Genomic DNA, 25722 nt, shown 5'->3' with positions numbered 1-25722 from the left:
GCCAAGGCCGCGCCGCATGCGCGAAGCCGCGTCACCTTTCCGCAGATCATGAGGGGCCATAACGCGCCCCGTTGAAATCATTTCCTGTTGATCTCAGTGCGTGCCGGCAGCCTTCAGGGCTGCCGCGACGGCGCTTCGCGGTGGCGCGCGCGGCTCGTCGGATTGATCGGCGTCCAGCAATCGATATTTTCTAAAATGAAACATCGTTGCATTATTTGTTTGTGCCTTTTATGGTGCCCCCAAGCTGGCCGGAAAACGGCCCAACAAGGCACCAGGGAGGAACAGAATGGAGAGCGAGGCTGCTCGCGTCGCGCCGGCGGTCGACATCACGCCGACGATGACGAAGGTGATGCGGCGCATCATCCCGTTCATCTTCGCCTGCTACGTCGTCAGCTATCTCGACCGCATCAATGTCGGCTTCGCCGGCCTGCAGATGAATCGCGATCTCGGCCTGACGCCGTCGCAGTTCGGGTGGGGGGCGGGGTTGTTCTTCCTCGGCTATTTCCTCTGCGAGATTCCCAGCAACCTGATGATGCAGCGGGTCGGCGCGCGGCTTTGGATCGCGCGCATCATGATCAGCTGGGGCCTGCTGTCGACCCTCACCTGCCTCGTCGTCGGGCCGGTGAGCTTCTCAGTGATGCGGCTGCTGCTCGGAATGGCGGAAGCGGGCTTCACGCCGGGTGTGTATCTGTATTTCACCTACTGGTTTCCCGACGCCTGGCGCGGCCGCGCGACCGCGGCGTTCCTGGTCGGCATTCCCGTCGCCAACATGATCGGCTCGCCGATATCAGGCGCGTTGCTGACGATGGACGGCTTCGGCGGCGTTGCCGGCTGGCAGTGGCTGCTGATCATCGAAGGGCTGCCGGCTGTGCTGCTCGGCATCGCCTGCCTGTTCGTGCTGTCGGACGGACCGGACGACGCCAAATGGCTCGATCAGAACGAGCGGCGCGAGCTCAGCGCGCGACTGGCCGCGGAGCAGGCGACCTTGGCGGCGCGTCACGGCAACACGCTGCGCGATGCGTTCGCCAATCCAAAGGTGTTCGTGCTGGCGCTGGTCAATTTCTGCGGCATCTGCGGCTCGCTCGGCATTGGTCTTTGGCTGCCGCAGATCGTGCGCGGCTTCGGCGTGAGCTACGTTGCGGTCGGCTTCATTTCCGCAGCACCCTACGCGCTCGGCGCGATCTGCATGCTGCTGTGGGCGCGGCTCGCCAATCGGGCCCGGCACCGTCTCTGGTTCGTCTGCAGCGCACTCGCGACCGCCGGAATAGCGCTGTCGATCAGCGCGAGCCTCATGGCGCCGCTGGCGGCGATGCTGGCATTGACCGTGACGGTGGTCGGCATCCTGTCGTTCCAGGCGACCTATTGGGCGATCCCGTCCGGATTCCTCACCGGCCGCGCCGCCGCCGCCGGCCTCGCGCTGATCGTGTCGATCGGCAATCTCGGCGGCTTCGTCGGCCCCTACATGATCGGCTATCTCCGGGAATCGACGAAGAGCTTTTCGACCCCGCTCTACGTCCTCTCGGCAATCCTGCTGGTCGGTGCGACCGTGATGTTCCTGCTCGGCGATCCCGCCGATGACAAACCCGCCCCGAAGGAGGCCGCATGATCAGCCGTCGTAGCCTATTGGCGGCCAGTGCCCTCGTCCTGGCAGGCGGCACGACCGCGGCAGCGGGCTCCGTCCCGAACTCCGCAGGCACGGAAGCGCCGAAGCTGAAGGCGCCGGCCAATGCCTGCGACAGCCATCACCACATCTACGATGCGCGGTTTCCGGTCTCGCCGCACTGGCGTGGCGGCCGGCCGGACGGTGCGACCGTCGCCGACTATCGCCTGCTGCAGAAGCGGCTCGGCGTCACGCGCCACGTGATCGTGCAGCCATCGACCTATGGCGTCGATAACAGGTGCCTGCTGGACGCGCTCGAACAGTTCGGCGCCGAGGCGCGGGGCATCGTCGTCATCGATGAGACCATTGGCGACGATGAGTTGAAGCGGATGGATGGGCTCGGCGTGCGCGGAGTCCGCGTCAATTTCCTGACGTCGCAATCCTGGGGCATCACGACGGCTGAGCGCCTCGAGCAGACCGCGAAGCGGATCGCGCCACTCGGATGGCACGTTCAGGTGCTGATGTCGGGCGACCAGATCGCCCAGCACGAGGCGGTGCTGGCGCGACTTCCAGTGGCGGTCGTATTCGATCACCTCGGGCGGATTCCGCAGCCCGCGGGGCTTGCCCATCCCGGCGCGCAGGCCATGCTGCGCGTCGCTGAAAAGGGCCGCGGCTGGATCAAGCTGTCCGAGCCCTATGCCGACACCAAGGTCGGTCCTCCGGACTATCCGGACACCAGCGCGCTCGCGCGCGGCTGTGTCCTGGCCGCGCCCGACCGTGTGATCTGGGGCAGCGACTGGCCGCATCCGACCGAGAAGGAGAAGCCGGACGACGCCGTCCTGTTCGATCTGTCGTCCGACTGGGCGCCGGATCCTGCGATCCGCGACAAGATCCTCGTCGCCAATCCGGCGAAGCTGTTCGGCTTCGCCTGACGGCACGGAGCGTCTCAGGCGTGCGAATACATCGCAAGGCCCGGTGTCTCGAGCTCGGCGCGCAGGATCGAGCCGGTCCGGCTCTCGGTGATGAACAGGCTGCGGTTGTCGGGGCCACCGAAGGCGAGGTTGGTGGTGCCAACGCCGGCGCATGAGACGATGCGGTCGAGCGGTTCGGCCACGGGCGACACGCGCCACACCGAGCCGAAGCCGGTGTGGCAGATCAGGAGATTGCCGTCGCGGTCAAGCGCAAGGCCGTCGGGTCCGCCGGGACCGCCATGCAGGTTCACGAACACCCCGACCTTGGTGGTGATGCCGCTCGCAGGCAGCGGAATGCGCCAGACCTGGTTGGCACGGGTCACGGCGACCAGAAGAAAACTCTCCTCGGGATCGACCACGATGCCGTTCGGACTGGGGACCGTGTCGACCAGGCAGGTCAGGCGGCCGTCGCTGCCGAGCCGCCAGACGCGGCCGGTCGGATCGTGCATGCCGGTCTGGCCCTGGTCGGTGAAATAGAGCGTGCCAGAGCGTCCGAACACCAGGTCGTTGACGCCCTTGAAGCTCTCGGTCGCGACCGTCTCCAGAAACGGCGTGACTTGGCCGCTTCCGGGCTCGAGCAGCATCAGGCCGCGCTTGTAGTCGGTGATGAAGATGCGGCCGTCGGCGTGGATCTTCAGGCCGTTGGGCCAGCCGTCATACTCGGCGATCAGAGTCCATTCGCCGTCCGGATCAATCCGAAAGATCCGCCCGAAGGGAATATCAGTGACGTAGAGCCGGCCGTCACGGTCGAAGGACGGGCCTTCGAGAAAGCTGTCGATCGCGCGGCCACCCTGGTTGGCGTCGGCCCAGGCGCTGCGCCTGGCGTTGCGGAAGTGATCCGGCAGCCTGGCGAAGACTTGCGTGTCGATGCGGCGTGGCGGGGCGAACCAGCTCATGGCGCAAACCCATACAGCTCCGCAGGCGCGTCGACCAGCACCCGCTGCAGCGTGGCCTGGTCCGGCATCGCGTTCGCCATCAGGTCGAACAGCTCCGCATCATCGGGCTTGTCCTCCGCCTTGCGGGTCGGATGCGGCCAGTCACTGCCCCAGACCACGCGCTCCGGAGCGGCGCGGACATAGGCCGCGGTGATCCCAGCGCTTTCGACATAGGGCGACCTGCTGGTCAGATAGGCGCCGGACAGCTTGACCCAGGTGTTGCCCTTGTCGAGCAGCCTGCGAATGATGGCGTAGGACGGGCTCTTCAATCCCTCGGCAGGCAGCGCGCCGAGATGGTCGATGACGATTCGCGACGGCAGGCCCAGGAGCATGTCCTGCGCCGCTTCGAGCTGTTGCGGTCGCATGTTGATCTCGCAATGCCAGCCGAGTGCCGCAAATCGCGGTGACAGTTTCTCGAGCGATGCGACCGAGAGCGGACCGGGGAAGGGCAGGTTGAAGCGCACGCCGCGGACACCGAGCGAGTCGAGCCGCTTGAGCTCGGCATCGGAGACGTCCTCAGCGACCACCGCCACCATCCTGAAATTGTCCGGACCGAGCGCCTTCATCGAGGCCAGTTGCAGGCTGTTGTCGGTGCCATAGGTCGACGGCGTCACGAGCACGCCGCGTGTGGTGCCGATGCGCCGCTGCAGGGCCTTGTAGTCATCCGGCGAAGCGTCGGGCGGGGTGAGCGTCGCGCCGGGCGCCGTGGGGTATTTGGAATCGTAGGTATGGAAGTGACAGTCGGTCGCGTTCGGCGGCGCCTTCGCGGCAGGCCTCGCCGTTCCTGCCGACCAGCGGACGGCCTCGCGTGACTGAGCCGTTGCGACCCCGGGCAGTGCTGCGGTCGCCGCGGCGCCGATCAGCAAGCTGCGGCGTGTGATGGTGCCGGGTCTCGCCATGTCAGGCTCCCTTCACGATGACAGGGCTCAACGTCTCGGCGTTCCGTGGCCGGCTGATGACCAGGATCAGCGAGGCCCCGACCATGGTCACCATCGCGATCGGCAGCAACGCCAACCCGTGATTTCCCGTCGCCTCCAGCACGCTGCCGTAGACGTTCACCATCAGGCCGCCGCCGATCAGGTTCGACACGGCGTTGATCATGGCAAGGCCGGCCGCCACCGATCCGGCGCCAAGCCAGCCCGACGTCAGCGCCCAGAACGGCCCCTTGAACGCGTAGGCGCCGACCAGAACCAGGCTGAGCAGAATGACCGTTCCGATCAGGGAATGGATGACGAAGACGCCGAGGAAACCGAGCGAGATCAGGATCAGCGTCAGCGCGGTGTGCCAGCGCCGTTCTCCGGTCTTGTCCGAGTGACGCCCCCACAGCACCATCAGCACGCAGGCGACGCCATAAGGAATCGAGTTGATCAACCCGGTCTCCAGGTTGGTGAGCCCGAATGATTTGAGGAACTGCGGCTGCCAGACGCCGAGGACCGATCCGGCCGCCGAAGCGCCGGAGCAGGCGAGCGCCATCGCCCAGACATAGGGGTTGCTCAGCAGCTGTACGAAGGAGCCCCAGCCGGTCCTTTCCGTCGCCGACGGTCGGCTCGCCTTTTCCCGATCGAGCTCGGCGCACAGCCAGGCCCGCTCGTCATCGCGCAACCAGCGCGCCTGATCGGGCCTGTCAGTCAGGATCGACAGGCAGACCAGGCCGAGCAGCACCGTGGGAACGCCCTCGACGATGAAGAGCCACTGCCAGCCGCGCAGACCGAGCAGGCCGTCGAGACTCAGCAGCAGTCCGCCGAGCGGAGAACCGATGAAGGTCGCGGCCGGGATCGAGATGCCGAACAGGGCGATCAGGCGGCCGCGATAATTGGCCGGCAGCCAGTAGGTCAGATACAGCAGGACACCGGGAAAGAAGCCGGCTTCCGCGGCGCCGAGAATGAAGCGCATCACGTAGAACGAGTTCTGCCCCTGCACGAATGCCATCCCGGCCGAAATGATGCCCCATGTGATCATGATGCGGGCGATCCAGCGCCGCGCGCCGAAGCGCTGCAAAGCGAGGTTGCTCGGCACTTCCATCAGGAAGTAGGAGAAGAAGAACAGGCTCGCGCCGAAGCCGAACACCGCCTTCGACATCCCGAGATCCTGCACCATCTGCAGGGATGCCATGCCGACATTGCCGCGATCGAGGATCGCGAACAGGTAGCAGATCATCATGAACGGCATGATGCGCCAGGTTACTCGGCGCATGGTCGTCTGCTCCAGCGCGCTTGGCGCCGTCTTGGCTTCTGCCATTGTCTCCTCCGATTTTTTATCATGCGCGCCGTTCAAGCGACGCGAAGCTGCTTCTTGTTGACCATCGCACGCAGGTCGATGGTCTTGCCTTCCAGGACGTCCATCACGTGATTGACGGCGATGACGCCCATGGCCTCGCGGGCCGCCTGGGTGCTGGCGCCGGCATGCGGCGTGACGACCACGTTGGGCAGCGTCAGCAGCGGAAGATCGGGCCTGGCCGGCTCCTCGGCGAAGGAATCGAGTCCGGCGCCCGCGATGACACCGTCGCGCAACGCTTCGAACAGTGCTGTCTCGTCGATCAAGCCGCCGCGCGCGGTGTTGATCAGGATGCAGTGACGCCGCATGCGCGCGATCTGCTCGGCGCCGATCATGTTGCGCGTCTGCGGCGTCAACGGGCAGTGCAGGCTGATCACGTCGCTCGTCGCCAGCACTTCGTCGAGGCTGCCGACGCGCTCCGCAGCCTCGATGCTGATGTCAGCTGGCATGTAGGGATCGAAGACGCGCACCTGCATCTGCAGCGGCTGAACCAGACCGGCCAGGATGCGGCCGATCTCGCCGAACCCGATCACGCCGAGGCTGCGGCCCAACAACTGGACGCCCTTGGTGGTCGCCTTGTCCCAATGCCCGGACTTGATGCGGGCGTCGAGACGCGGGATCTCGCGCGCCACTGCAAACATCAAGGCGAGAGCGAGCTCGGCGACCGATTGCGAATTGGCGCCGCGCGCGACGAAAACAGGGATTCCGCGGCGATCGGCGGCGTCGACGTCGATGTTGTCGTAGCCGACACCGTGCTTGGCGATCGCCTTGATGTTCGCCGACGCGGCCATCACCCGATCGTCGATCTTGCCCTGACGCACGATGATCGCGTCGGGCTGCTCGGCGGCGGCGACCTTGGCCAGCTCCTCAGAGCTTACGTAATGCGGATGGGGGACGAGCGCGGCGCCGCGCCGTGCGGCGAGATCGGTCGCCTCTGAGGTCAGGGCGGGGCCGGTGATCAGAATCTTGTAGCGCATGTCGCTGCCTTCGCGTCTGGCGGCAACGCCCCGGCCATCGTGCGATGTCACGCATGGCCGAATCCTGCGGCAATCGTGCCGCCCGACCCGTCTTCGACGGGACGCTGACCGTTTCCCACACCGTCATTTTAAAATTGAAACGGCGTTGCATTTTTTGTACGTATCGCGCCGCTGGCTCGTTTTGTCAACCGCCGATCGGCCGGGCCGCAGGGACGTCACACCAGGGAGCTCGCCATGACCGCCGGTTTTCGCATCTATCCAAACCCGAAGCAGAAGGCCTCGCCGGAGCTCGTCGATCGCTATCGCAAGCTACCGGTCGCCAATGTGAGCGACAGCATGTCGCGAATGAGTGCGGCGGGTCCCCGCCTGCGTCCGATGCACGGCGGCGGCGTTCTTGCTGGCCCTGCGATCACCGTGAAATCGCGCCCCGGCGACAATCTCATGCTTCACAAGGCGCTCGACGTGGCAGAGCCCGGCGACATCGTCGTGGTCGATGCCGGCGGGGATCTCACCAATGCGCTGATCGGAGAATTGATGATCGCACATGCGGTGCGCCGTGGCCTCGGCGGCGTCGTCATCAACGGCGCGATCCGGGACGCGGCCTCGGTCCGCGCCGGCAAATTCCCGATCTTTGCGGCAGGCGTCACTCATCGCGGTCCCTACAAGGACGGTCCCGGCGAGATCAACGTTCAAATCGCGATCGATGGCATGGTCATCAAGCCCGGCGATCTCATTCTCGGTGACGACGACGGGCTCGTGTGCGTCCCGCTCGCCGACGCGGAGGCGATCTATGCCGCCACGAAGAAGAAGCATGACGCCGAGACCGCGCAGCTCGAAGCCATCAGCGCGGGACGCAACGACCGTTCATGGGTCGACGAGGAGCTGAAGAAACGGGGCGTTGAATATATGGGCTAACATCCCTTGCCGGGCCGTGAACTTCGGCTCGGGGGTGTGTATACCGTCCCGAAATGGTCGCCTGATCGCGGCCTGTTCGGGATTGAGGACGTGGCCAAGAAATCGAGCAAACCCCGCAAGACGGTCAAGCCGGAGAAGTCCTCGGGACTCAAGGGCGTCTCTGCCGTCGATCGCGCGTTGAGCATCCTCACCGCATTTCAACGCGGCGACAGCGAGGTCAGTCTTGCCGAATTGACCAAGCGCACCGGTCTCGTGAAGACGACGGTCATGCGCATGGCGCTTTCATTAGAGAGTTTCGGTCTGATCCGGCGCGTGGACGATGGCGGCTACCGGCTGGATGCCGAGGTGATGCGCCTTGCTGCCTGCTACCAGCACGCGTTCGGTCTTGCCGATCACGTGACGCCCGTGCTGGAGCAGCTGGCGCGCTCCACCGGTGAAACCGCGTCATTCTACACGCGGCGGGGCGAACAACGCCTCTGCCTGTTTCGGGTCGAAAGCGCCAATCAGATCCGCATGCATGTCCAGCCCGGCGACCTGCGCCCGATGGACAAATCGGCGATCGCCCAGGTGCTGAGACACTTCGATCGCGGTCGAGCAGCGGCCGCGATCGAAACGCCGATCTTCACCAGCGGAGTGACAGATCCCCATTCTGCGGCGCTCGCGACCCCCGTGTTCGGACCGAGTGGCGCCTTGCTCGGCGCCCTCGCGCTGTCGGGTCCGGTGACCCGGTTGACTGCCGCGCGCGCCGACGAGATCCGTCCACAATTGAGGACTGCCGGTGTCGACTTGACGACGGCGTGCGGTGGTTAGCGCGCAGCGCGTGCTCGCTTCTGCGTCCAACGACTGCGTTGACGTTATTCGCTTGGCGAACAGAAATATTGGCTCGGATTCATCGTATAAGTATTTAAATACCCTAATCCACATCGCCCGAGGGCGCAAAATGCATACAAACTAGCCTGCGCTCTCCCCTCCCGCCGCGGATTTGTCGCAATTTGGCAACAGCGTGGTAGGAATGCATCAGTCCGATTCCCGGACGTGCCGCGTTCAGCATCACCCACCTTGCCGGAATGACCAGCGCAGAGACCTCGGCTACCCCCTTCGATTCGTCCGCTGACAGCCGGCGCTGGACCTGGCGCACCTGGCTTGCGCCGGTCGCGGTCGGGCTCGCCCTGTTGTCGTCCTTCCTCACCTTCATCGTGCTGGTGGGCTTGAGCCCGATCGAGCCGACGCCCGAGGTCGTCAGCACCTTCCTGCTGATCGACGCCGGAACGATCCTGATCCTGGTCGGGATCATCATCCGCGAGGTCTGGCAGATGGTCCAGGCGCGGCGGCGGGGCAGGGCCGCGGCGCGGCTGCACGTCCAGATCGTCAGCCTGTTCTCGATCATCGCGGTGCTGCCGGCGGTGCTGGTGTCGCTGGTCGCCAACGTCACCATCGACCGCGGCCTCGACCGGTTGTTCTCGGGACCTGCCAAGGAGGCGATCCAGAACTCGCTGACGGTGGCCCGCGCCTACACCTATGAGCACGCCCAGCTGATCCGCGGCGACATCCTCGGCATGGCCAACGACATCGCCCATGCACGGCCGCTCTACGACCAGGACCGCGGCACGTTCCGCGAGCTGCTGACGGCCAGCGCCGCCTCGCGCAACCTGCCGGGCGCGATGCTGATCGACAAGGATCGCACCGTGCTGGAGACGGCGGAGACCGGCATCCAGCAGAGCTTCCAGACGCCGCCGGCGGACTTCCTCAGCAACATCAACGAGACCGAGCCGCAGATCGCGGTGTTTCCCGACGCCAATTACGTCGCGGCCGTGATCCGCCTGCGCGCCTTCAACGACACCTTCCTCTACGTCGCCCGGCTGCTCGATCCGCGCGTGATCGCGCAGCTCAAGCAGACCGAGACCTCGGTCGCCGAATACGCCCAGGTCGAGTCGCGCCGGCTCGGCATCCAGGTCGCCTTCGCGCTGATGTTCGCGGTGATCGCGCTGACCATCCTGATGGCCTCCGTGCTGATCGGATTGAACTTCGCCAACTGGCTGGTGTCGCCGATCCGGCAACTGATGAATGCCGCGCACACGGTGGCGACCGGCGATCTCAACGTCCAGGTCTCGGTGCACAGATCGGAAGGCGATCTCGCCCAGCTCGGCCAGACCTTCAACAAGATGACGCAGGAGCTGCGCACGCAGCGCGACGAGCTGGTCAGCGCCAGCGAGCTGATCGACAGCAGGCGCCGCTTCATCGAGGCGGTGCTGTCGTCGGCCTCCGCCGGCATCATCGGCGTCGACGCCTCGGGCAGCGTCGCCATCCTCAATCGTTCGGCCGAGAAGCTGATCGGGCACGCCGAATCCGAGACGCTCGATCATCCGCTGTCGGACGTGCTGCCCGAGCTCGACGACATGATGAAGACGGCGCGCGAAGGCAAGCAGCGGCTGGTACAGGGACAGGTCACGATCCAGCGCGACGGCAACGAGCGCAATCTCTCGGTGCGCGTCACCGCCGAGCAGACCAACCAGGCGCGTGACAGCTACATCATCACGCTCGACGACATCACCGAGCTGGTGTCGGCGCAGCGCACCTCGGCCTGGGGCGACGTCGCGCGCCGCATCGCGCACGAGATCAAGAATCCGCTGACGCCAATTCAGCTGTCCGCAGAGCGCATTCGCCGCAAATTCGGCAAGGTCATCACCGAGGACAAGGCCATATTTGAGCAATGTACCGAGACGATCGTGCGGCAGGTCGACGACATCAGGCGAATGGTCGACGAGTTCTCGCGATTCGCGCGGATGCCGAAGCCCGTGATGGAAGGCGAGGACGTTGCCGACGCGGTACGGCAGGCGGTGTTCCTGATGAAGGTCGCGCATCCCGAGATCGATATCGAGACCGACATCAAGCAGGATCCGCTGCGCGCGCAGTTCGACCGCCGGCTGATCTCGCAAGCGCTGACCAACATCATCAAGAACGCCACCGAGGCGATCGAGGTGGTGCCGCCGGAGGAACTGGGCAAGGGCCGCATCGACGTCGTGGCCTCGCGTGAAGGCGACGACGTGCTGATCGACGTGATCGACAACGGCATCGGCCTGCCCAAGGTGGCGCGGCAGCGGCTGCTCGAGCCCTATGTCACGACGCGCGCCAAGGGCACCGGCCTCGGGCTCGCGATCGTCGGCCGCGTGCTGGAAGACCATGGCGGCAAGCTGGAGCTCAAGGACGCCTCTGATTTCCGTGCCGGCCAGCGCGGCGCCTGGATGCGGCTGCGCTTTGCCGTGTCCGGCCAGGCCGCCATGCCGGGGGGCAAGGAGCAGGCGGCTGCGACGGACAATGTGCAGAAGACCGAGGCGAGCGGGGAAACCGCGAGCACGGTTCAAACGACCAATGACCAACCAAAAATCCAAGCCGCAACCGGCAGCTGACGAGACAGGCGTGACCCATGGCGAGTGATATTCTGATTGTCGACGATGAAGCCGATATCCGGGAGCTGGTAGCCGGCATCCTGGATGACGAGGGCTTCACGACGCGAACCGCCCGCGACAGCGATTCGGCGCTTGGCGAGATCGCGAGCCGCCGCCCGAACCTGGTGTTCCTCGACATCTGGCTGCAGGGCTCCAAGCTCGATGGCTTGCAGCTCCTGGAGCAGATCAAGAAGGACCATCCCGATCTGCCGGTCGTCATGATCTCCGGTCACGGCAACATCGAGACGGCGGTCGCCGCCATCAAGCGTGGCGCCTACGACTTCATCGAGAAGCCGTTCAAGTCGGACCGACTGATTCTTGTGGCGACGCGGGCGCTGGAGACTTCGCGGCTGAAGCGCGAGGTGCGCGAGCTCAAGCAGCTCGCGCCGACCGCAAGCAACATGACCGGCCGCTCGCCATCGATGAATCAGCTGCGCCAGACCATCGAGCGCGCCGCCAAGGCCAACAGCCGCATCCTGATCGTCGGACCTCCCGGATCGGGCAAGGAGCTAGCTGCCCGCACGCTGCATATCCAGTCGCCGCGCGCCGACGGGCCGTTCGTCGTCATCAACGCCGCGGCGATCACGCCGGAGCGGATGGAGGAGGAGCTGTTCGGCATCGAGCAGTCCAACGGCGAGCAGTCGCGCAAGACCGGCGCGCTCGAAGAGGCTCATGGCGGCACGCTGTTCGTCGACGAGATCGCCGACATGCCGCGCGAGACGCAGAACAAGATTCTTCGCGTCCTGGTCGATCAGACCTTCCAGCGCGCCGGTGGCACCACCAAGGTGCACGTTGACGTGCGTATCATCTCGTCGACCGCGCGGAACCTCGAGGAGGAGATCGCCGCCGGGCGCTTCCGCGAGGATCTCTATCACCGGCTGTCGGTGGTTCCGATCCGCGTGCCGCCGCTATCCGAGCGGCGCGAGGACATTCCCGAGCTGATCGACTATTTCATGGACCAGATTTCGGTGACGACGGGCCTGCCGAAACGGCAGATCGGGCAGGACGCGATGGCCGTGCTGCAGTCGCATGTGTGGCCGGGCAATGTCCGCCAACTTCGCAACAACGTCGAGCGCGTGATGATTCTCGCCGCTGGCGGCCCGGAGGTGATCATCACTGCCGACATGTTGCCTCCGGACGTCGGATCGATGGTGCCGGCGATGCCGACCAGCAACAATGGCGAGCACATCATGGGCCTGCCGTTGCGCGAGGCCCGCGAGGTGTTCGAGCGCGATTATCTGATCGCCCAGATCAGCCGCTTTTCGGGCAACATCTCGCGCACGGCCGAGTTCGTCGGGATGGAGCGATCGGCTCTGCATCGCAAGCTGAAGGCACTCGGGGTCGGCTGAAATTGCCGACCTGGACCCGGGTTGGCACCACTGGACGAATTTACATTGGAAAATTCGTCCAATCCCGGACTTTTACGGACGAATCCGGTTCTTTTGGAACCGGTGTTCATGCAATCGGCTTGCCTAAAATGCTCGCCTGTCTTCTAATCCGGCATTCCATGGTCCCTCGAGGGGGATCTCAATGGATCATGGGACACCACGTCGAGTCCGAGAGCTGCAATCGGGCCGCCGAAGGTTCAATAAGAAAAAGCACAAGACTGCGAGATAACAACAATGGCGGCAGACCGCGCACAAAACCTACAAGACACCTTTCTCAACCATGTCCGCAAAACCAAGACGCCGCTCACGATCTTCCTGGTCAATGGCGTAAAACTGCAGGGGATTGTCACATGGTTCGACAATTTCTGCCTGCTGCTCCGGCGCGACGGTCACTCGCAGCTCGTCTACAAGCATGCGATCTCCACCATTATGCCCGGCGCCCCGATCCAGCTGTTCGAGGGTGGCGAGGACGCGTCTGCGTGAGTGACCTGACGTGAGAGTGACCTGATTGGAACCCCGCGATCGCGAAGGGGGCATCGGCCTTTCGAGGCCGGATGACGTCAAGACGACAGGGCTGGTCATCGTGATCGGCCCTTACTTGCGAGCGCGCCGTGGTGACGACGGCGCGCAAGCTGGTCATTCCGACATGCGTGACAGCGAGGCGCGGATCGATGAGGCCGCAGGGCTGGCGCGCGCCATCGACCTGACGGTGGCCGAAGCGATCCTCGCACCGATCCAGCAGATTCGTCCCGCGACCTATCTCGGCAAGGGCAAGGTCGACGAGATCGGAGGCGTGATCGCGAGCCACGGGGTCGAGCTCGTCGTGATGGATTGCGCGCTGTCGCCGATCCAGCAGCGCAACCTCGAGAAGGCTTGGAATACGAAGGTGCTCGACCGCACCGGCCTGATCCTGGAGATCTTTGGCCGCCGCGCCAAGACCAAGGAGGGCTCGCTGCAGGTCGAGCTCGCGCATCTCAACTATCAGCGCAGCCGCCTGGTGCGCTCCTGGACCCATCTCGAGCGCCAGCGCGGCGGCTTCGGCTTCATGGGCGGTCCTGGCGAGACCCAGATCGAGGCCGACCGCCGGCTGATCGGCGACCGCATCACCCGGCTCGAGAACGAGATCAAGAAGGTCCAGGCGACGCGGCGGCTGCACCGCGCCGGCCGCCAGCGCGTGCCCTATCGCGTGGTGGCGCTGGTCGGCTACACCAATGCGGGCAAGTCGACCCTGTTCAATCGCCTGACTCGCGCCGACGTGCAGGCGGCCGACATGCTGTTCGCGACGCTTGATCCGACCCTGCGCGCGATCGCGTTGCCCCACGGCGGCAAGGCGATGCTGTCCGACACCGTCGGCTTCATCTCCAACCTGCCGACGCAACTCGTTGCTGCCTTTCGCGCCACGCTGGAGGAGGTGCTCGAGGCCGACGTGATCCTGCACGTCCGCGACATGTCGCATGAAGATGCCGAGGCGCAGCAGCACGACGTCGAGCTGGTGCTGAGCCAGCTCGGCATCGATCCCGAGGCCACCGACACCATCATCGAGGTCTGGAACAAGATCGACCGTCTCGACGAGGCGGCGCGCGAGAACCTCGCCAATATCGCAAGCCGACGGCCGCCGGAGCGGCCGTGCTTCCTGGTCTCGGCCGAGACCGGGGAGGGCGTCGAGGCGCTGCTGCAGGCGATCGAGGACAGGCTCGCCGCGGCGCGGACGACGCTCGATCTGACCATCGACGCCGCCGACGGCGCCGGCATCAGCTGGCTGCATCGCAATGCCGAGGTGCTCGCCAAGGAGCTGCACGAAGGCCACTACGACATGACCGTCCGTGTCGACGCCACCAAGCGCGACATCGTGGTGGAGCGCTATCACGGCGTGCCGCGGGTGGCGTAAAGACGGCAGGAAAACAAAGTAATGACGCGCTGAACGGATGTTCATTTCTTCCCGCGTCCGGCCTCTTGAAAATATCTCTGAAGAATATAGGTTCTGGTGAGGTTACTCCGGAGTGCAAACATGAAGATCTTCCACTGGAGCATTGCCCTGACGCTCGCATCTCTCGCTTTCGCAGAGGTTGCTTTGGCCCGGGCGATCTGAGCGAGCCTGATTGGGCCACGTTCAATTGCTGGTTAGGCGATCACTCGCCTGCTTTCGTGTCGTTCTGCTACTAGTCTGAAACCGCCGTTTCGGGAACATCTTGTTTCCCGGCCCGGCGGTCTGTCCATGAGCAGCTGCTTGCAACTCGTTCGGCGACAACGGCAACAAGCTGTTTCCAGCGTATTTGCTGAGATCGCTCAAGGTTTAACTTGAGCTTGATTTTGCCAGTGGAGCGGTCGGCGTAGTTCACCAAGAAGAGCGACAGGTTGCATGCCTTCGCAGAAGGACGCGTCCCGTGTCCATCCGTCAGAATTGTGCCTAAAGCCGCGGCCAGCTCCGCCTCAACGAGGACATCAGGATAGTCGTCCAGATCCAAATTGGGTAGGCCTTTCCGCTGCCTTTCGTCCAGTTCTGGAAGCCGAATGGTCTCTGGGACTGCGACGGTCCATCTCAAGTGCCCTTTGAGTTGAACTAATAGATTCCCCAAGGCTCCGGCCCACTGCTGATGCAGTCCCTCGGAGATATACCTGTTAGATAGTTCGAACTGATTAAATAGCTGGACTTCCGTCGTCGAAATAATGAGCGCATTTCTTAGGTAGATGTCATAAACTTTATCTCGGTACGTCTCCGCCAGTTTTGTGATCTCGGCGTCGCAGCGTGCCATCTGATCTGGGTCTGGGCCGCTTTGGTTTGAGGTCACCCTTTTTCCGAGTGCCATTATCAATTGGTCGGGCCGCGGGTTCATCATCGCCTTGACGCCATCGAACGCAAACCTGAAATCGGAAAGAGTCTGCTCCAGAGGCCACGAATCCAATGTTTTCCACCTAGCGTCACTTAGCTGGTAAAATACGTTGATTGTTCCCGGGGTCGCAAATTCCTGCGATTGGGGAAAGCCATCCAACATGGTAGTCAGGAAAACTGCCTTATCTTTCTGTTGTCCGGAGACTAGCGCTATGAGATCGGCGACGGCGCCAGCGAGGTAGGCGTCCATAACCATCAGAGAGATGATCTGGTGTGGGTTCTGACCTTTGCTCTTCAAGACCGTCTGAGCCGCCCGAAAATGCGCATCGAGGCACTCGAAATCGCGGGCAGCATGTGCGGCGATCCACTGAGTCCCGTCAGAATTATCTTTCGATTTCGCCGCATCGTAGCTCTCGATCAGATCAACAAGAGACATCTTGGGCGCAAGACAAAGTGAGTCCGGCCCCGCCCGCGAAAGCAGACACTTTGATTCGAACCGCATGGCGTCCTTGGGCCCTCTGTCCCGGGAGACGCAATCTCGCGAAATCTGGTTAGCATGTCGCACAATGCTGAGTTGATGTTTCAAAAGACGCGCCAATATGGACGTCACAGCCTCCCTGCGTGACGTTTGATCCTCACCGTCTTTCCAAACCTCACCTTGATGGACCGCCAGCAAGAAGCCCTGCCACGCATAGACAAAGGACGCAATGTCGTCGTCCCTGGAGACAATGTCTAGCTGATGGGCTTCGTAGAGGCAGTTCAGGGACGCCGTAACGGGCCGAAGATAGCCGTCGACCAGCAATACGGTTATGGGGTCGGTCTGATCGATAAGTTCGGCAGGCGCAAACAAGCGTCTCGCGAACCCCCGCGGGGAAGTCGGATCAATGAATTCAGCCTCAAAGTCTTTAAATTGCACAACGGTCAACGCCTCTCGCTGATCGTTCAGGTGCAGATTGGTATCACGGATGGCGCTGCTTGACGGCTCGGCGAACGTCGCTTCGAAGCCGCCAATCTTGAAAGACCTAAGGTAATCGAGAAAGTCGGGTCGAACGGCGAACACGACAAATGCCACCATCACCAGAGCAATCGCGCTTTGAAACGCCCAGGCTGTGCTGTCCTTGTCGCCCAGGATCGCCGACCCCAATCGCTTCAGGCCGGCATGGAGCGCCCAACGGTATCCAAACGTGATCACGCCGATGATGAATCCGAGCAGAAGAACTTCGAACCGAGGCCCCAGGAAATGAGATCTCAGATCGAGGAAATCCTGGCTAAGCATTGCGTTGTCCGAAGCAATCGCGAGCGCGGCCAAACTACATAGTCCAATCAACGCGATTGACCACCGTATTTCGGCCGGAATCCCTGAATAGCCGAAAAAGAAAGAGCGGATCGCGGTCCAAGTCGCGGCAAGCGACCAAGCGAACGACGCGCCCAGCAGAAACCAAACAAACAAATACATCAATGAACCTCTGCTTCTCGATGCTGAGGAAAAAAGCGCGCCAGGCCGCGCCTTACGGCCCCAAGTGTACGGGGCATGTTCATGACGGCAAAAGGGCAATTCGGATGTGCTGCCCGGTCGCGTAAGGCAGAACGAGAAAAGATCCGAGCAGAAGCCAGATAGCGAGATGCACGAACGCGCTCTCCCTGGGTGGTATCCCGTCAAATCCGCGATGCACCAACGGCTGAAGGCTGCCGCGCTCCACCGGAACGGCATAATATTGATTCATCTCTCGATGGAAATCCAGAATTGAATCTGCCTTAAATTGCGCCAGCGTCCAACGTCAGAGATGCACCGCAAGCTCCAGGAGATGACGGCGCGCGTCAACGCCAGCAAGCGCGGCATACTGGTCGGATGCTCTCACGGTATGCCGAGACTGACGTAGCTCCATTCGTCTTACGCGCTTCAGCATGAGCTGCCGCCAACGCCGTCGGCCATCGGGCGATCCCGCTACAACGGCGTAATGTCGACGTGCAGCACTGCGGCGCGACCGCCGTCGACGGCCGCAAGGCAGCGTTCGATCGCCGTATCGAGGGCATCGGGATCGTCGACGCGCTCGCCGTAGGCGCCGAACGCGCAGGCGATGTCGGCGAGACGCCGCTGCTCATCCTGACGCCCCGTCGTCAGTCGTGAAAGAAAGGAATTCGTCCGCTGCGCGGCGCCCTCCGGATAGACCCGTTGCACCGACGCCTTCACCGCCTGCCAGCCATTGTTGTCGAGGATCACGGTGAGGATCGGCAGCTGATACTGCTGCGAGACGGCGTAGACCGAATCCGGCGCGGCGAAATGGTAGGCGCCGTCGCCGACGATCTGCACCACGCGGCGTGCGGGGTTGGCCAGCTTGAGCCCGAGCGCCATGCCGCCGCTGAAGCCGAGGCCGCCGCCGGCCAGGCCCACATAGGTCATCGGCTTGGTGCGGCGAAGCTGCTGCTGCAGGATGGGCGCATTGCGGACGGCCTCGTTGACCACGATGTCGTCCTCGGACAGCAGCGCCTGCAGCCGTGCAAACAGATAGGCGGGGTTGATCGCGCCAGGCGCGCCTTTCTGTGCTGCCGCGGACGTGCGTTTCGCCTGCGCAGCCTCGCGTGCCGGCTGCCAGCTCGTGATCCGCTCGCGCACTTTCCGCAAGTATGCGTCGTCACCACGGGCGACGACGCACTCCAACACCTGCCGAAGGATGACCGCTGAATTACCCTGGATGCGAAGGTCGGTGGCAAATCCCCACATCGGAATGTCCGCCTTCAAGGCATCGAGATCAATCTGGATCCAGCTGATACGATCGGCTGATTTCAGCATCTGCGGAATGAAGGGAACGTCGATGTCGATCAGCAGTCCGAGATCGGCGCCGGCGACCAGTGCGGCCGGGTCGGAGCCGGCAAAGCAGGGCGAGTCCTGGCAGATGTTCATCGTGACCGGATTGAACTCGGCGACACGGATGCCGCAGACCAGCGCCAATCGCTCCAGCACCGAGACGGCCTCGGCGTTGCGTCCGAGGTAAGCAGTCAAGGCGATCGGGTTGTCCGCCTTCATCAGCGCGTCTGCTATCGCCTGCGCGCGCTCCGGCTCGATGCCGCCGGCCTTGACGCTGCCATAGCGCGCAGGCGGGTAGGCCGGCATCGCCTCGTGTTCCCAGGTCTCGGCGAGGGTTTCGCGCGGCAGCATCATGTAGACGGGGCCGGGCGGATCGCTGTGCATGAACGCGGCCGCGCGGGCCAGCGCCTCCTTGACGACCACGCCCGACGGCAACGTGTAGTCCCATTTCACGTAGGGCCTGATGACGCTGGCCTGGTCGAAACTGTCCTGCACGAAATGGACGTAGGTATCGCGTCCTCCCGCCAGCTCGCCATGCACCGCGAAGGGCGCCCGTCCCGCAAACAGCAGCACAGGAAGCCGGTAGCGAAAGGCGTTCTGGATGGCCATGCACGCGTTCGCCGTGCCGGCGTCGACGTGGACGAACACGGCCTGGCCGCGACCGGTCGTCATCGCATAACCCGCCGCCATGTGCACCGCCACCACCTCGTGAGGACACAGGATCACCTCGGGATGCGGCCTGCCTTCGCTGTCCCAGCGCGCGATTTCCTCGATCAGCGACACATGGTCGGTGCCGAGATTGGCAAAGATGTAGTCGATGCCGAGGTCGACGAGCGCCTCGAGGAAGTAGTGGGCGGTGCTGTGGCTGGTCATGGCGCGGTGATGCGGATCAGGCGACGACGGCATCGTCACGGCGCATGGCCTCCGGCTGCGTTGCGATGCCACGCAGGCGATCGAACAGTTGGTCGGGCTCGTGCGGTGCAGTCATGCCGCGCCAGGCGATGTGCGAGTCCGGCCGCACCAGCAGCAGGCTTTCCGCGAAGCCATAGCCCGCCTTGGCGCGTTCGGCGTCCACGAGCGTCAAAGGCACGCGTTGCCCGGCTGCGGCCTCGATCAGGGACGCGACATCGATAGCTGGATCGAACCGGACCAGCGTGTAGGCCGGGCCGAGCGCATCCAGCAGCGAGCGGCCGTCGGACAGCCAGACATGCGGTGCGCGTGCGCCGGGCACGGTCGACGCCGTGAAATGGCCCATGCCGTAGGGCGGCGGCGTCTCGCCATCATAGGAAATGGCGGGCGACCGGTCGTAGTAATAACCGAAGTTCAAGCCGGCACAGCAATATTGCTGCACGTTGAGATCGTAGGCGGCCTTGCCGACCTTGTCCCGCGCCGCGTCACCGACTGGACCATCCATCTCGACCTCGGCGGGCACGGCGCGCCGCTGGCTCATCACGGCGAGCGCGTGGTTCATCGCGAAGTGTGACACCTGCTCGGTGATCGGCTGCCGCTCGGCTTCATAGGCGTCGAGCAGGGCAGGGGCGGCCCAGCCGTTGATGACGCCGGCGAGCATCCAGCACAGGTCGACCGCATCGGCGATTCCGGCATTCATGCCGTAGCCGGCATAGGGAATCCACAGATGCGCGGCATCGCCACAGATGAAGGCGCGGCGATCGCGGAAGCGATCAGCGACAAGGCGGCGGCCGATCCAATCCTCCTTGCTGATGATCTCGTACCGGAAACGCTCGTCGACACCGAGGATGGTGCGCAGCGCCCAGTCGCGGTCGACGCTGTCGAATTCCACTTCCTCCGCTGCGAGGTGATTGTGGATCAGCCAATTGTCGCGGCCGTCGATGGAGACGGTGGTGCCGCAGCGCCGCGGATTGAGCGACATCGTCATCCACGCCGGCTTCTGGGTGATGAGCTCCTTGAGCGCGGGCGCGTGGATGTAGGTGGACTGCACCCGCTGCACCACATCAGTGCCGCTGAGCCGCGAGCCGATCAGCTTGCGCACCACCGAGCGGCCGCCGTCGCAGCCGATCAGGTAGTCGGCTGAAATAGTGATGTCCTGGTCGGCGTCGAGATCGCGGGCCCGCGCGATCACGCCGTTGTCGTCCTGATCGAACTCATCGACCTGGACGCGGTTGAGGATCGTGATGCCGCGCTGCGCCTCGGCGCATGCGAACAGGATCGGCTCGAGATAGATCTGGTTGATGCGATGCGGCGGCTCTGGCGTCGGCCAATCCGTGTCGGGTCCGCCAGTCGCCGTATAGCGGTCCTGGCGGGACGGGATCGGGATGCGCGTCAGTTCGCGGCCGACGACGGCGGTGCGATAGGCGCAGTCATTGGGGAAGTCGGCGGGCAGGCCGCCGTCGCGCACGTGCTGGACGATGCCAAGGCGGCGAAACACCTCCATGGAGCGCGCGGAGACGTGGTTGCATTTCACGTTCGGCGGCTCGCCGGCGCGCCTGATCTCCGCGACCACGACATCGATGCCGCGCGAGGCAAGATCCATGGCGGCGGTCAGTCCGACCGGGCCGGCGCCTACGATGAGGACCTGGGTTTGAATCGTCTTCATGTCAGTTCTCTTTGCTTTGAATCTACGCGCGCTCGGGTGCCGAGAGCGGACTTCGTTGCCCGTCGTCCGCGGTCGGGAGGCGGCCGCGCATGCCGAGGAGGGCCAATCCGAGGATCACCAGCGCCGAGCACAGCTGCGGCACCGCGCTGGCCTGAAACAGCGCGGAGACGTCCCACTTTGCCGCGAGCATCAACCCGCCGAGGGTAACGCCGAGGATCGAGCCGAAGCGGCCGATGCCCAGCGCCCAGCCGATGCCGGTGCCACGGATGTAGGTCGGATAGATGCGCGCCGCATAGGCATTGCAGCCGATCTGCCCGCCGATCACGGCCACGCCGGCAATGAAGACGGCCGGCACGAGGATCGGCAATGAGGCGCCGGCGAAGCCGATGGTGATGATCGAGAGGAAGCCGGCAACGTAGGTCGCGAACAGGACGCGATCGAAGCCGAACTTTTCGATCAGCAGGCCGAGTCCGATCGTGCCGAGCATGCCGCCGAACTGGAAGGCGATGCCGACCGCGATCGCCGCCTGGACGTCGAGCCCGACACCATGGGTCAGCGTCGGCAGCCAGCTGTTGAGAAAATAGATGTCCATCATGTTCATGAAGAACATGATCCAGAGCAGCAAGGTCGGCAGCAGGCGCCGCTTGGTGAAGAGCTGCGGCAGCAGGAAACCCTTGCCGCTCTCCTCGACGATCGTGAAGCGCGCGTCGACCGGAAGCTGGGCCTTGGGATCGATGCGCATCAGCAGCGCGCGCACCCGATCGCTCTTGCGGTCGTCGAGGGCCAGCAGCGACAGCGATTCCGGCAGCCAGATGATCAGGACCGGACAGAGAATGAGCGGCAGAATGCCGCCGACGAGGAAGATGATCTGCCAGCCATAGGCGGTGATGAGTTTGGCCGCGACCGCTCCGCCGATCGCCGATCCCAGCGACACCGTCATGAACATCAGCATGATCAGCAGGGTCCTGCGGCGCTGCGGCGAATATTCTCCGGTCAGAGCGATCGTGTTGGGCAGGACGCCGCCGAGCCCGAGGCCGGTGAGAAACCGAATGATGACGAGGTCGGAGACGCTCGTGGCCTGGGTGGTCGCCAGCGATCCAAGCGCGAACACGAGGACGCCGGCGACGACGAGCCATTTGCGCCCGAGATAGTCGGCGAGAGCGCCGAACACCAGTGATCCGATCATCACGCCGAAGAGTGACGCGCCGAACACCGGCCCCAAGGCGCCCGGCGCCAGGTGCAGATCCTTGCTGAGCGCGGGCGCGACGAAGCCGAGCGCCTGGGCATCGAAGCCGTCCAGCCCGACGACGAGCGCGCACAGGCAGATGACCCGGATCTGGAAGCCCGACAGCGGCCGCTCGTCGACGTAGCGCGCGAGATTGATCCCCTGCGTCAAGTGTTCCTCCCCCTTTTGCTTGTTGCTGCGTGGCCGGTTCGTTGCGGCCTCTATTTGCAAATATGTTGCATGATCAGACTCTTTGGATTAGCCACAAAATTCTCATTCATTCATGAGGAAAGCTAATGCCCCCGACCTTGCGGCAATTGGAGGCCCTGGTCCTGGTGTATCGGCTCGGCAGCATCACCAAGGCGGCGGCCGAACTGCGTGTGACCCAGTCGGCCATCAGCCTGTTGATCCGGCAGATCGAGGAAAACTTTCAGCTCAAGCTGTTCGATCGGACGACGCGGGCGCTGCATCCGACGGCGGCGTGCCGCGAGGCGATCACGGCGGCGGAACGCATCCTGACCGGTGCGCAGGGGCTGTCGGCGCGGATGCGCGACCTTGCCGAGATCAAGGCCGGCCGGATTTCGATCGCAGTCTCAGCGGGTGTTGCCTCAGCGCTGCTTCCGCGCGTCTTCGCCGCCTTTCGATCCCGCCATCCCGAGGTGAGCATCGACCTGCGTGATGTCGCTCCCGACGAGCTGCTGACCGTGGTAATGGCGGGGCATGCGGAATTCGGCCTCGGCAGCGTTGAGGACGAGGGCGTGCCGGAAGTCAGGGTCGACACGCTCATGCAAAGTCCGCTCTCGGCGATCGGGATCAAGGACGGCCGCTTCGAGAAGCACCGCCGTTTGTCGTGGGACGCCGTCATGGGCTCCGACCTGATCACGATGCGCCGTGGGACGCGCATTCGTAGTCAAATCGACGACGCGCTGGCGCAGAGCGGACGAGCATTGAAGCCGGCCTGGGAAGTGTCGCTGATCACGACCGCGCTGGCGCTCACCGCCGAGGGAGCAGGCCTCAGCATCCTGCCCGGACACATGCTGCCGAAGGCCCAATTCCCGACGCTCGTCGCTATCCCGCTGTCGCAGCCGACGATCTACCGGCACGTCTCCTTGCTGAGCCGCGCCGACTTCGGATTGTCGCCGGCTGCGCAGCGCTTCATCGAGATCACAAAGCGCATCCTGTCGGCCAAGGGCGGTTGAGCGGCGTCGGAGCGGGGAGGCTATTTCTCCAGCGCCTTCGCCTCGTTCCACAACTCGTCCATCTCGTCCAGCGAGGCCTCCTCGAGGGTGCGTCCCTTGGCGGCGAGCGCATGCTCGATATGGGCGAAGCGGCGCTCGAACTTGGCGTTGGTGCCGCGTAGGGCAGTCTCGGGATCGACCTCGGCGTGGCGGGCGAGGTTGACCAGCGCGAACAGCAGGTCGCCGGTCTCCGCACTCAGTTCGGTGGCGTCCTTGGCCTCGAGCGCCGCCTCGATCTCGTCGGCCTCCTCGCGGATCTTCTGCAGCACCGCGCGCGGATCGTTCCAGTCGAATCCGACGGTCGCCGCCTTGCGCTGCAGCTCCATCGCGCGCACCAGCGCCGGCTGTCCGGCCTTGATGCCTGCCAGCAGCGAGGATTTGCTGTTCTGCTCCTCGGATGGCCGTCGCGCGGCGCGCTCGGCCTTCTCCTCGGCCTTGATGCGGTCCCAGGTGCCCTTGGTGGGCTTGGTGACGTTGCCGTCCTTGTCCGGAAACACATGCGGATGGCGGCGGATCATCTTTGTCGTGATGCCTTCGACGACGTCGCCGAACGCGAACGCACCTTGCTCCTCGGCGATGCGGGCGTGGTAGATCACCTGCAGCAGCAGATCACCGAGCTCCTCGCGCAGATCGTCGAGGTCGTTGCGCGTGATCGCGTCCGCGACCTCGTAGGCTTCCTCGATCGTGTAGGGCGCGATCGTCTGGAAAGTCTGCTCGACATCCCACGGACAGCCGGTGACGGGCGTACGCAGCGCCGCCATGATCTCGATCAGGCGTGAGATGTCGCGGGAAGGGGGCATGGGCGGTCCTGACAGCAGCTTTCTTTCGGCTCCTGTATGCCCGAAGCAGCCCGCGGCTCCCAGCAAAAAGGCGAGGCACCGCCGCCAGCGGGTTGGCCGCATCGAGCGATGGTGCTAAGCGGGGACCATGAGCGAACAGGATAAGACGGCCCTGGTGCTGTTCTCGGGCGGACAGGATTCGACCACCTGCCTGGCCTGGGCGCTGGACCGTTTTGCGCGGGTCGAGACCATCGGCTTCGCCTATGGACAGCGCCATGCCGTCGAGCTCGATTGCCGCGGCCGCCTGACTGATGGGATCGCGCGCGTGCGTCCCGATTGGGCCGACAAGCTCGGTGACAGCCACACCTTGGACATTCCGACGCTGGCGTCCATTTCCGAGACCGCGCTGACGCGCGACGTTGCCATCGAGATGGGCGCCGATGGTCTGCCCAACACGTTCGTGCCGGGCCGCAACCTGGTGTTCCTGACCTTTGCTGCGGCGCTGGCCTATCGCCGCGGCATCCGGCATATCGTCGGCGGCATGTGCGAGACCGACTATTCCGGCTATCCCGACTGCCGCGACGAGACCATCAAGGCGCTGCAGGGCGCGCTCAGCCTGGGCATGGCGCGCTCGTTCGAACTGCACACACCGTTGATGTGGCTGTCGAAGGCCGCGACCTGGCAGCTGGCGCATGATCTCGGCGGCGCCGGCCTCGTCGATCTCATCCGCGACCAGTCGCACACCTGCTATCTCGGCGAGCGTGGCGCGCGGCATGAGTGGGGCTATGGCTGCGGTCAGTGTCCCGCGTGCGAGCTGCGTGCCAAGGGGTGGCGTGAATACATCGCCGGCGGCGCGCCGTTCTGAAAAAGCTGCGGGGCCCTGAGGCCCCGCGCGAGATCGGTGATGGAAATCGGCGTCGCGGACGTCAGGCCGCCTCGTGATCCGAGGGCTCGCGCTGGCTGACCATCACAAGATCGGTGTCGGCGAGGTCGTGGCTGTCGTCGGTGTCGTTGGCGGCGGCGGACGCCGCCTGCGCCGCGAGACGCGCGGTGATGTCGTCCTTGGCATCGCGGCCGCTCTTTTCCCAGGTGGGCGCATTGAGCACGACGATGTCGTCGTCATGGGCGGCATCGGCGTCATGATCGGCGGGCACGATCGAGGGCGACTTCACCGGGGCTTCGACGACACGCAGCGTCGGGGCCTCTGCTTCCATGGGCTCAACTGCAGCCTGTTCCGCGATTTCGGCCTCGACGTTTCCCGGTTCGTCGCTTTCCTGCTCCGCTTCGGGCTCGGAAGGCGCGGACTCGTCGGCGGTCTCAGCCTCCGCGGATGCGACCGCAGCAGCCGTGTCGGGCGCTTGATCATCCGATGCCGCGGCAGCGTTCTGCTCAGGCGCTGCATCATCCTTGGCGGCGAGGCCGAGATGCTGCGAGATTTCCTTGATCACCTTGTCGATCGCCATCAGCACGCGATATTCCGGGATCGAGGCCATGTGCTGCTCGAACCGGGTGCGCGCATATTGCAGCGAGTCGATTACGTCGGTCGCGATCGAGGACGACGACGCATCGGTGCCGTGCAGCGCCCCGGCGGCCTTTTCGGTCGAACTCTCGATCAGCAGGAAGGCTTCATATTGCGGGATTGATTTGAGCTTCTCGTGATAGTCGCGGCGCACGCCAGCGAGCGTATCGACGATGGTAACGAAAGACTCTGGCGCGGGCATTTCGACGTCCCCTCAACTCCGTCAAAGAAGATGGGCGGGACG

The 25722-nt window shown here is 64.3% G+C and carries 20 protein-coding genes; 10 read left to right on the top strand and 10 right to left on the bottom strand.

Features of this window, described 5'->3' with window-relative positions; genetic code table 11:
• Positions 1-286 precede the first annotated feature (286 nt).
• Together S58_RS19155 and S58_RS19150 are read left to right on the top strand one after the other, a co-directional pair.
• On the top strand, positions 287-1606 hold the full coding sequence (locus S58_RS19155) for an MFS transporter (RefSeq protein ID WP_015667014.1): 1320 nt from the start codon (positions 287-289) through the stop codon (positions 1604-1606).
• Positions 1603-2532 (top strand): amidohydrolase family protein, encoded by a 930-nt coding sequence (locus S58_RS19150; protein WP_015667013.1) that lies wholly within the window; start codon positions 1603-1605, stop codon positions 2530-2532. The genes S58_RS19155 and S58_RS19150 overlap by 4 nt, the downstream gene beginning before the upstream one ends.
• 14 nt (positions 2533-2546) lie before the next feature.
• Here the strand turns inward: S58_RS19150 and S58_RS19145 are convergent, their stop codons facing one another.
• From S58_RS19145 to S58_RS19130, 4 genes are read right to left on the bottom strand one after another with little or no spacing between them, the layout of a single operon-like run.
• Entirely contained in the window at positions 2547-3467 is a 921-nt protein-coding gene (locus tag S58_RS19145; RefSeq protein WP_015667012.1) for an SMP-30/gluconolactonase/LRE family protein, read from the bottom strand.
• Positions 3464-4405: an amidohydrolase family protein gene (locus S58_RS19140; RefSeq protein ID WP_015667011.1), complete on the bottom strand. Its 942-nt coding sequence runs from the start codon at positions 4403-4405 to the stop codon at positions 3464-3466. The genes S58_RS19145 and S58_RS19140 overlap by 4 nt, the downstream gene beginning before the upstream one ends.
• A 1-nt stretch (position 4406) precedes the next feature.
• Complete coding sequence (locus S58_RS19135) at positions 4407-5744, bottom strand: MFS transporter (RefSeq protein ID WP_015667010.1); 1338 nt, start codon at positions 5742-5744, stop codon at positions 4407-4409.
• A gap of 32 nt (positions 5745-5776) precedes the next feature.
• Positions 5777-6757 (bottom strand): hydroxyacid dehydrogenase, encoded by a 981-nt coding sequence (locus S58_RS19130; RefSeq protein ID WP_042340812.1) that lies wholly within the window; start codon positions 6755-6757, stop codon positions 5777-5779.
• A gap of 234 nt (positions 6758-6991) precedes the next feature.
• On the opposite strand from S58_RS19130, the gene S58_RS19125 reads away from it, so the two are divergent.
• The 6 genes from S58_RS19125 (at position 6992) to hflX (ending at position 14394) form a co-directional block, all read left to right on the top strand.
• Positions 6992-7672 carry an RraA family protein gene (locus S58_RS19125; protein ID WP_015667008.1) on the top strand — a complete coding sequence of 227 codons (681 nt, stop codon included), beginning with the start codon at positions 6992-6994 and terminating at the stop codon, positions 7670-7672.
• 90 nt (positions 7673-7762) lie between these two features.
• Positions 7763-8482, top strand: a complete 720-nt coding sequence (locus S58_RS19120) for an IclR family transcriptional regulator (RefSeq protein WP_042340811.1) — start codon at positions 7763-7765, stop codon at positions 8480-8482.
• 257 nt (positions 8483-8739) lie between these two features.
• Entirely contained in the window at positions 8740-11079 is a 2340-nt protein-coding gene (locus S58_RS19115; RefSeq protein WP_015667006.1) for a sensor histidine kinase NtrY-like, read from the top strand.
• A 17-nt stretch (positions 11080-11096) separates the two neighbouring features.
• On the top strand, positions 11097-12467 hold the full coding sequence (gene ntrX, locus S58_RS19110; RefSeq protein WP_015667005.1) for a nitrogen assimilation response regulator NtrX: 1371 nt from the start codon (positions 11097-11099) through the stop codon (positions 12465-12467).
• 273 nt (positions 12468-12740) lie between these two features.
• Complete coding sequence (gene hfq / locus S58_RS19105; RefSeq protein WP_006613906.1) at positions 12741-12989, top strand: RNA chaperone Hfq; 249 nt, start codon at positions 12741-12743, stop codon at positions 12987-12989.
• 25 nt (positions 12990-13014) lie between these two features.
• Positions 13015-14394 carry a GTPase HflX gene (hflX, locus tag S58_RS19100; protein ID WP_042339892.1) on the top strand — a complete coding sequence of 460 codons (1380 nt, stop codon included), beginning with the start codon at positions 13015-13017 and terminating at the stop codon, positions 14392-14394.
• Positions 14395-14665: 271 nt separating this feature from the next.
• Here hflX and S58_RS19095 read toward each other — a convergent pair whose 3' ends face one another.
• The 4 genes from S58_RS19095 to S58_RS19080 all read right to left on the bottom strand — a co-directional run bounded on the left by S58_RS19095 (position 14666) and on the right by S58_RS19080 (position 22113).
• The gene (locus S58_RS19095; RefSeq protein WP_042339888.1) at positions 14666-16792 is read right to left on the bottom strand and encodes a hypothetical protein; all 2127 of its coding nucleotides are present in this window, start codon (positions 16790-16792) and stop codon (positions 14666-14668) included.
• A gap of 489 nt (positions 16793-17281) precedes the next feature.
• Positions 17282-19015, bottom strand: a complete 1734-nt coding sequence (locus S58_RS19090; protein WP_015667002.1) for a thiamine pyrophosphate-requiring protein — start codon at positions 19013-19015, stop codon at positions 17282-17284.
• A gap of 16 nt (positions 19016-19031) precedes the next feature.
• On the bottom strand, positions 19032-20717 hold the full coding sequence (locus S58_RS19085) for an FAD-dependent oxidoreductase (protein WP_015667001.1): 1686 nt from the start codon (positions 20715-20717) through the stop codon (positions 19032-19034).
• Positions 20718-20739: 22 nt separating this feature from the next.
• A complete protein-coding gene (locus tag S58_RS19080) occupies positions 20740-22113 on the bottom strand; it encodes an MFS transporter (protein ID WP_015667000.1) in 1374 nt (457 codons plus the stop codon).
• A 125-nt stretch (positions 22114-22238) separates the two neighbouring features.
• Between S58_RS19080 and S58_RS19075 the strand changes: the two genes are divergently transcribed.
• Positions 22239-23141: a LysR family transcriptional regulator gene (locus S58_RS19075; protein ID WP_015666999.1), complete on the top strand. Its 903-nt coding sequence runs from the start codon at positions 22239-22241 to the stop codon at positions 23139-23141.
• Positions 23142-23161: 20 nt separating this feature from the next.
• Here S58_RS19075 and mazG read toward each other — a convergent pair whose 3' ends face one another.
• The gene (gene mazG / locus S58_RS19070; protein WP_015666998.1) at positions 23162-23980 is read right to left on the bottom strand and encodes a nucleoside triphosphate pyrophosphohydrolase; all 819 of its coding nucleotides are present in this window, start codon (positions 23978-23980) and stop codon (positions 23162-23164) included.
• Between the two features lie 127 nt (positions 23981-24107).
• On the opposite strand from mazG, the gene queC reads away from it, so the two are divergent.
• A complete protein-coding gene (gene queC, locus S58_RS19065) occupies positions 24108-24824 on the top strand; it encodes a 7-cyano-7-deazaguanine synthase QueC (RefSeq protein ID WP_015666997.1) in 717 nt (238 codons plus the stop codon).
• A 61-nt stretch (positions 24825-24885) separates the two neighbouring features.
• On the opposite strand, the gene S58_RS19060 is transcribed toward queC, so the two are convergent.
• Positions 24886-25680 carry a hypothetical protein gene (locus S58_RS19060; RefSeq protein WP_015666996.1) on the bottom strand — a complete coding sequence of 265 codons (795 nt, stop codon included), beginning with the start codon at positions 25678-25680 and terminating at the stop codon, positions 24886-24888.
• Positions 25681-25722 lie beyond the last annotated feature (42 nt).

It is taken from the genome of Bradyrhizobium oligotrophicum S58 (assembly GCF_000344805.1).
GTDB classification, from domain to species: domain Bacteria; phylum Pseudomonadota; class Alphaproteobacteria; order Rhizobiales; family Xanthobacteraceae; genus Bradyrhizobium; species Bradyrhizobium oligotrophicum.
The sequence above is the reverse complement of the archived record's forward strand: the minus strand, read 5'-3'. Positions and strand labels throughout refer to the sequence as shown.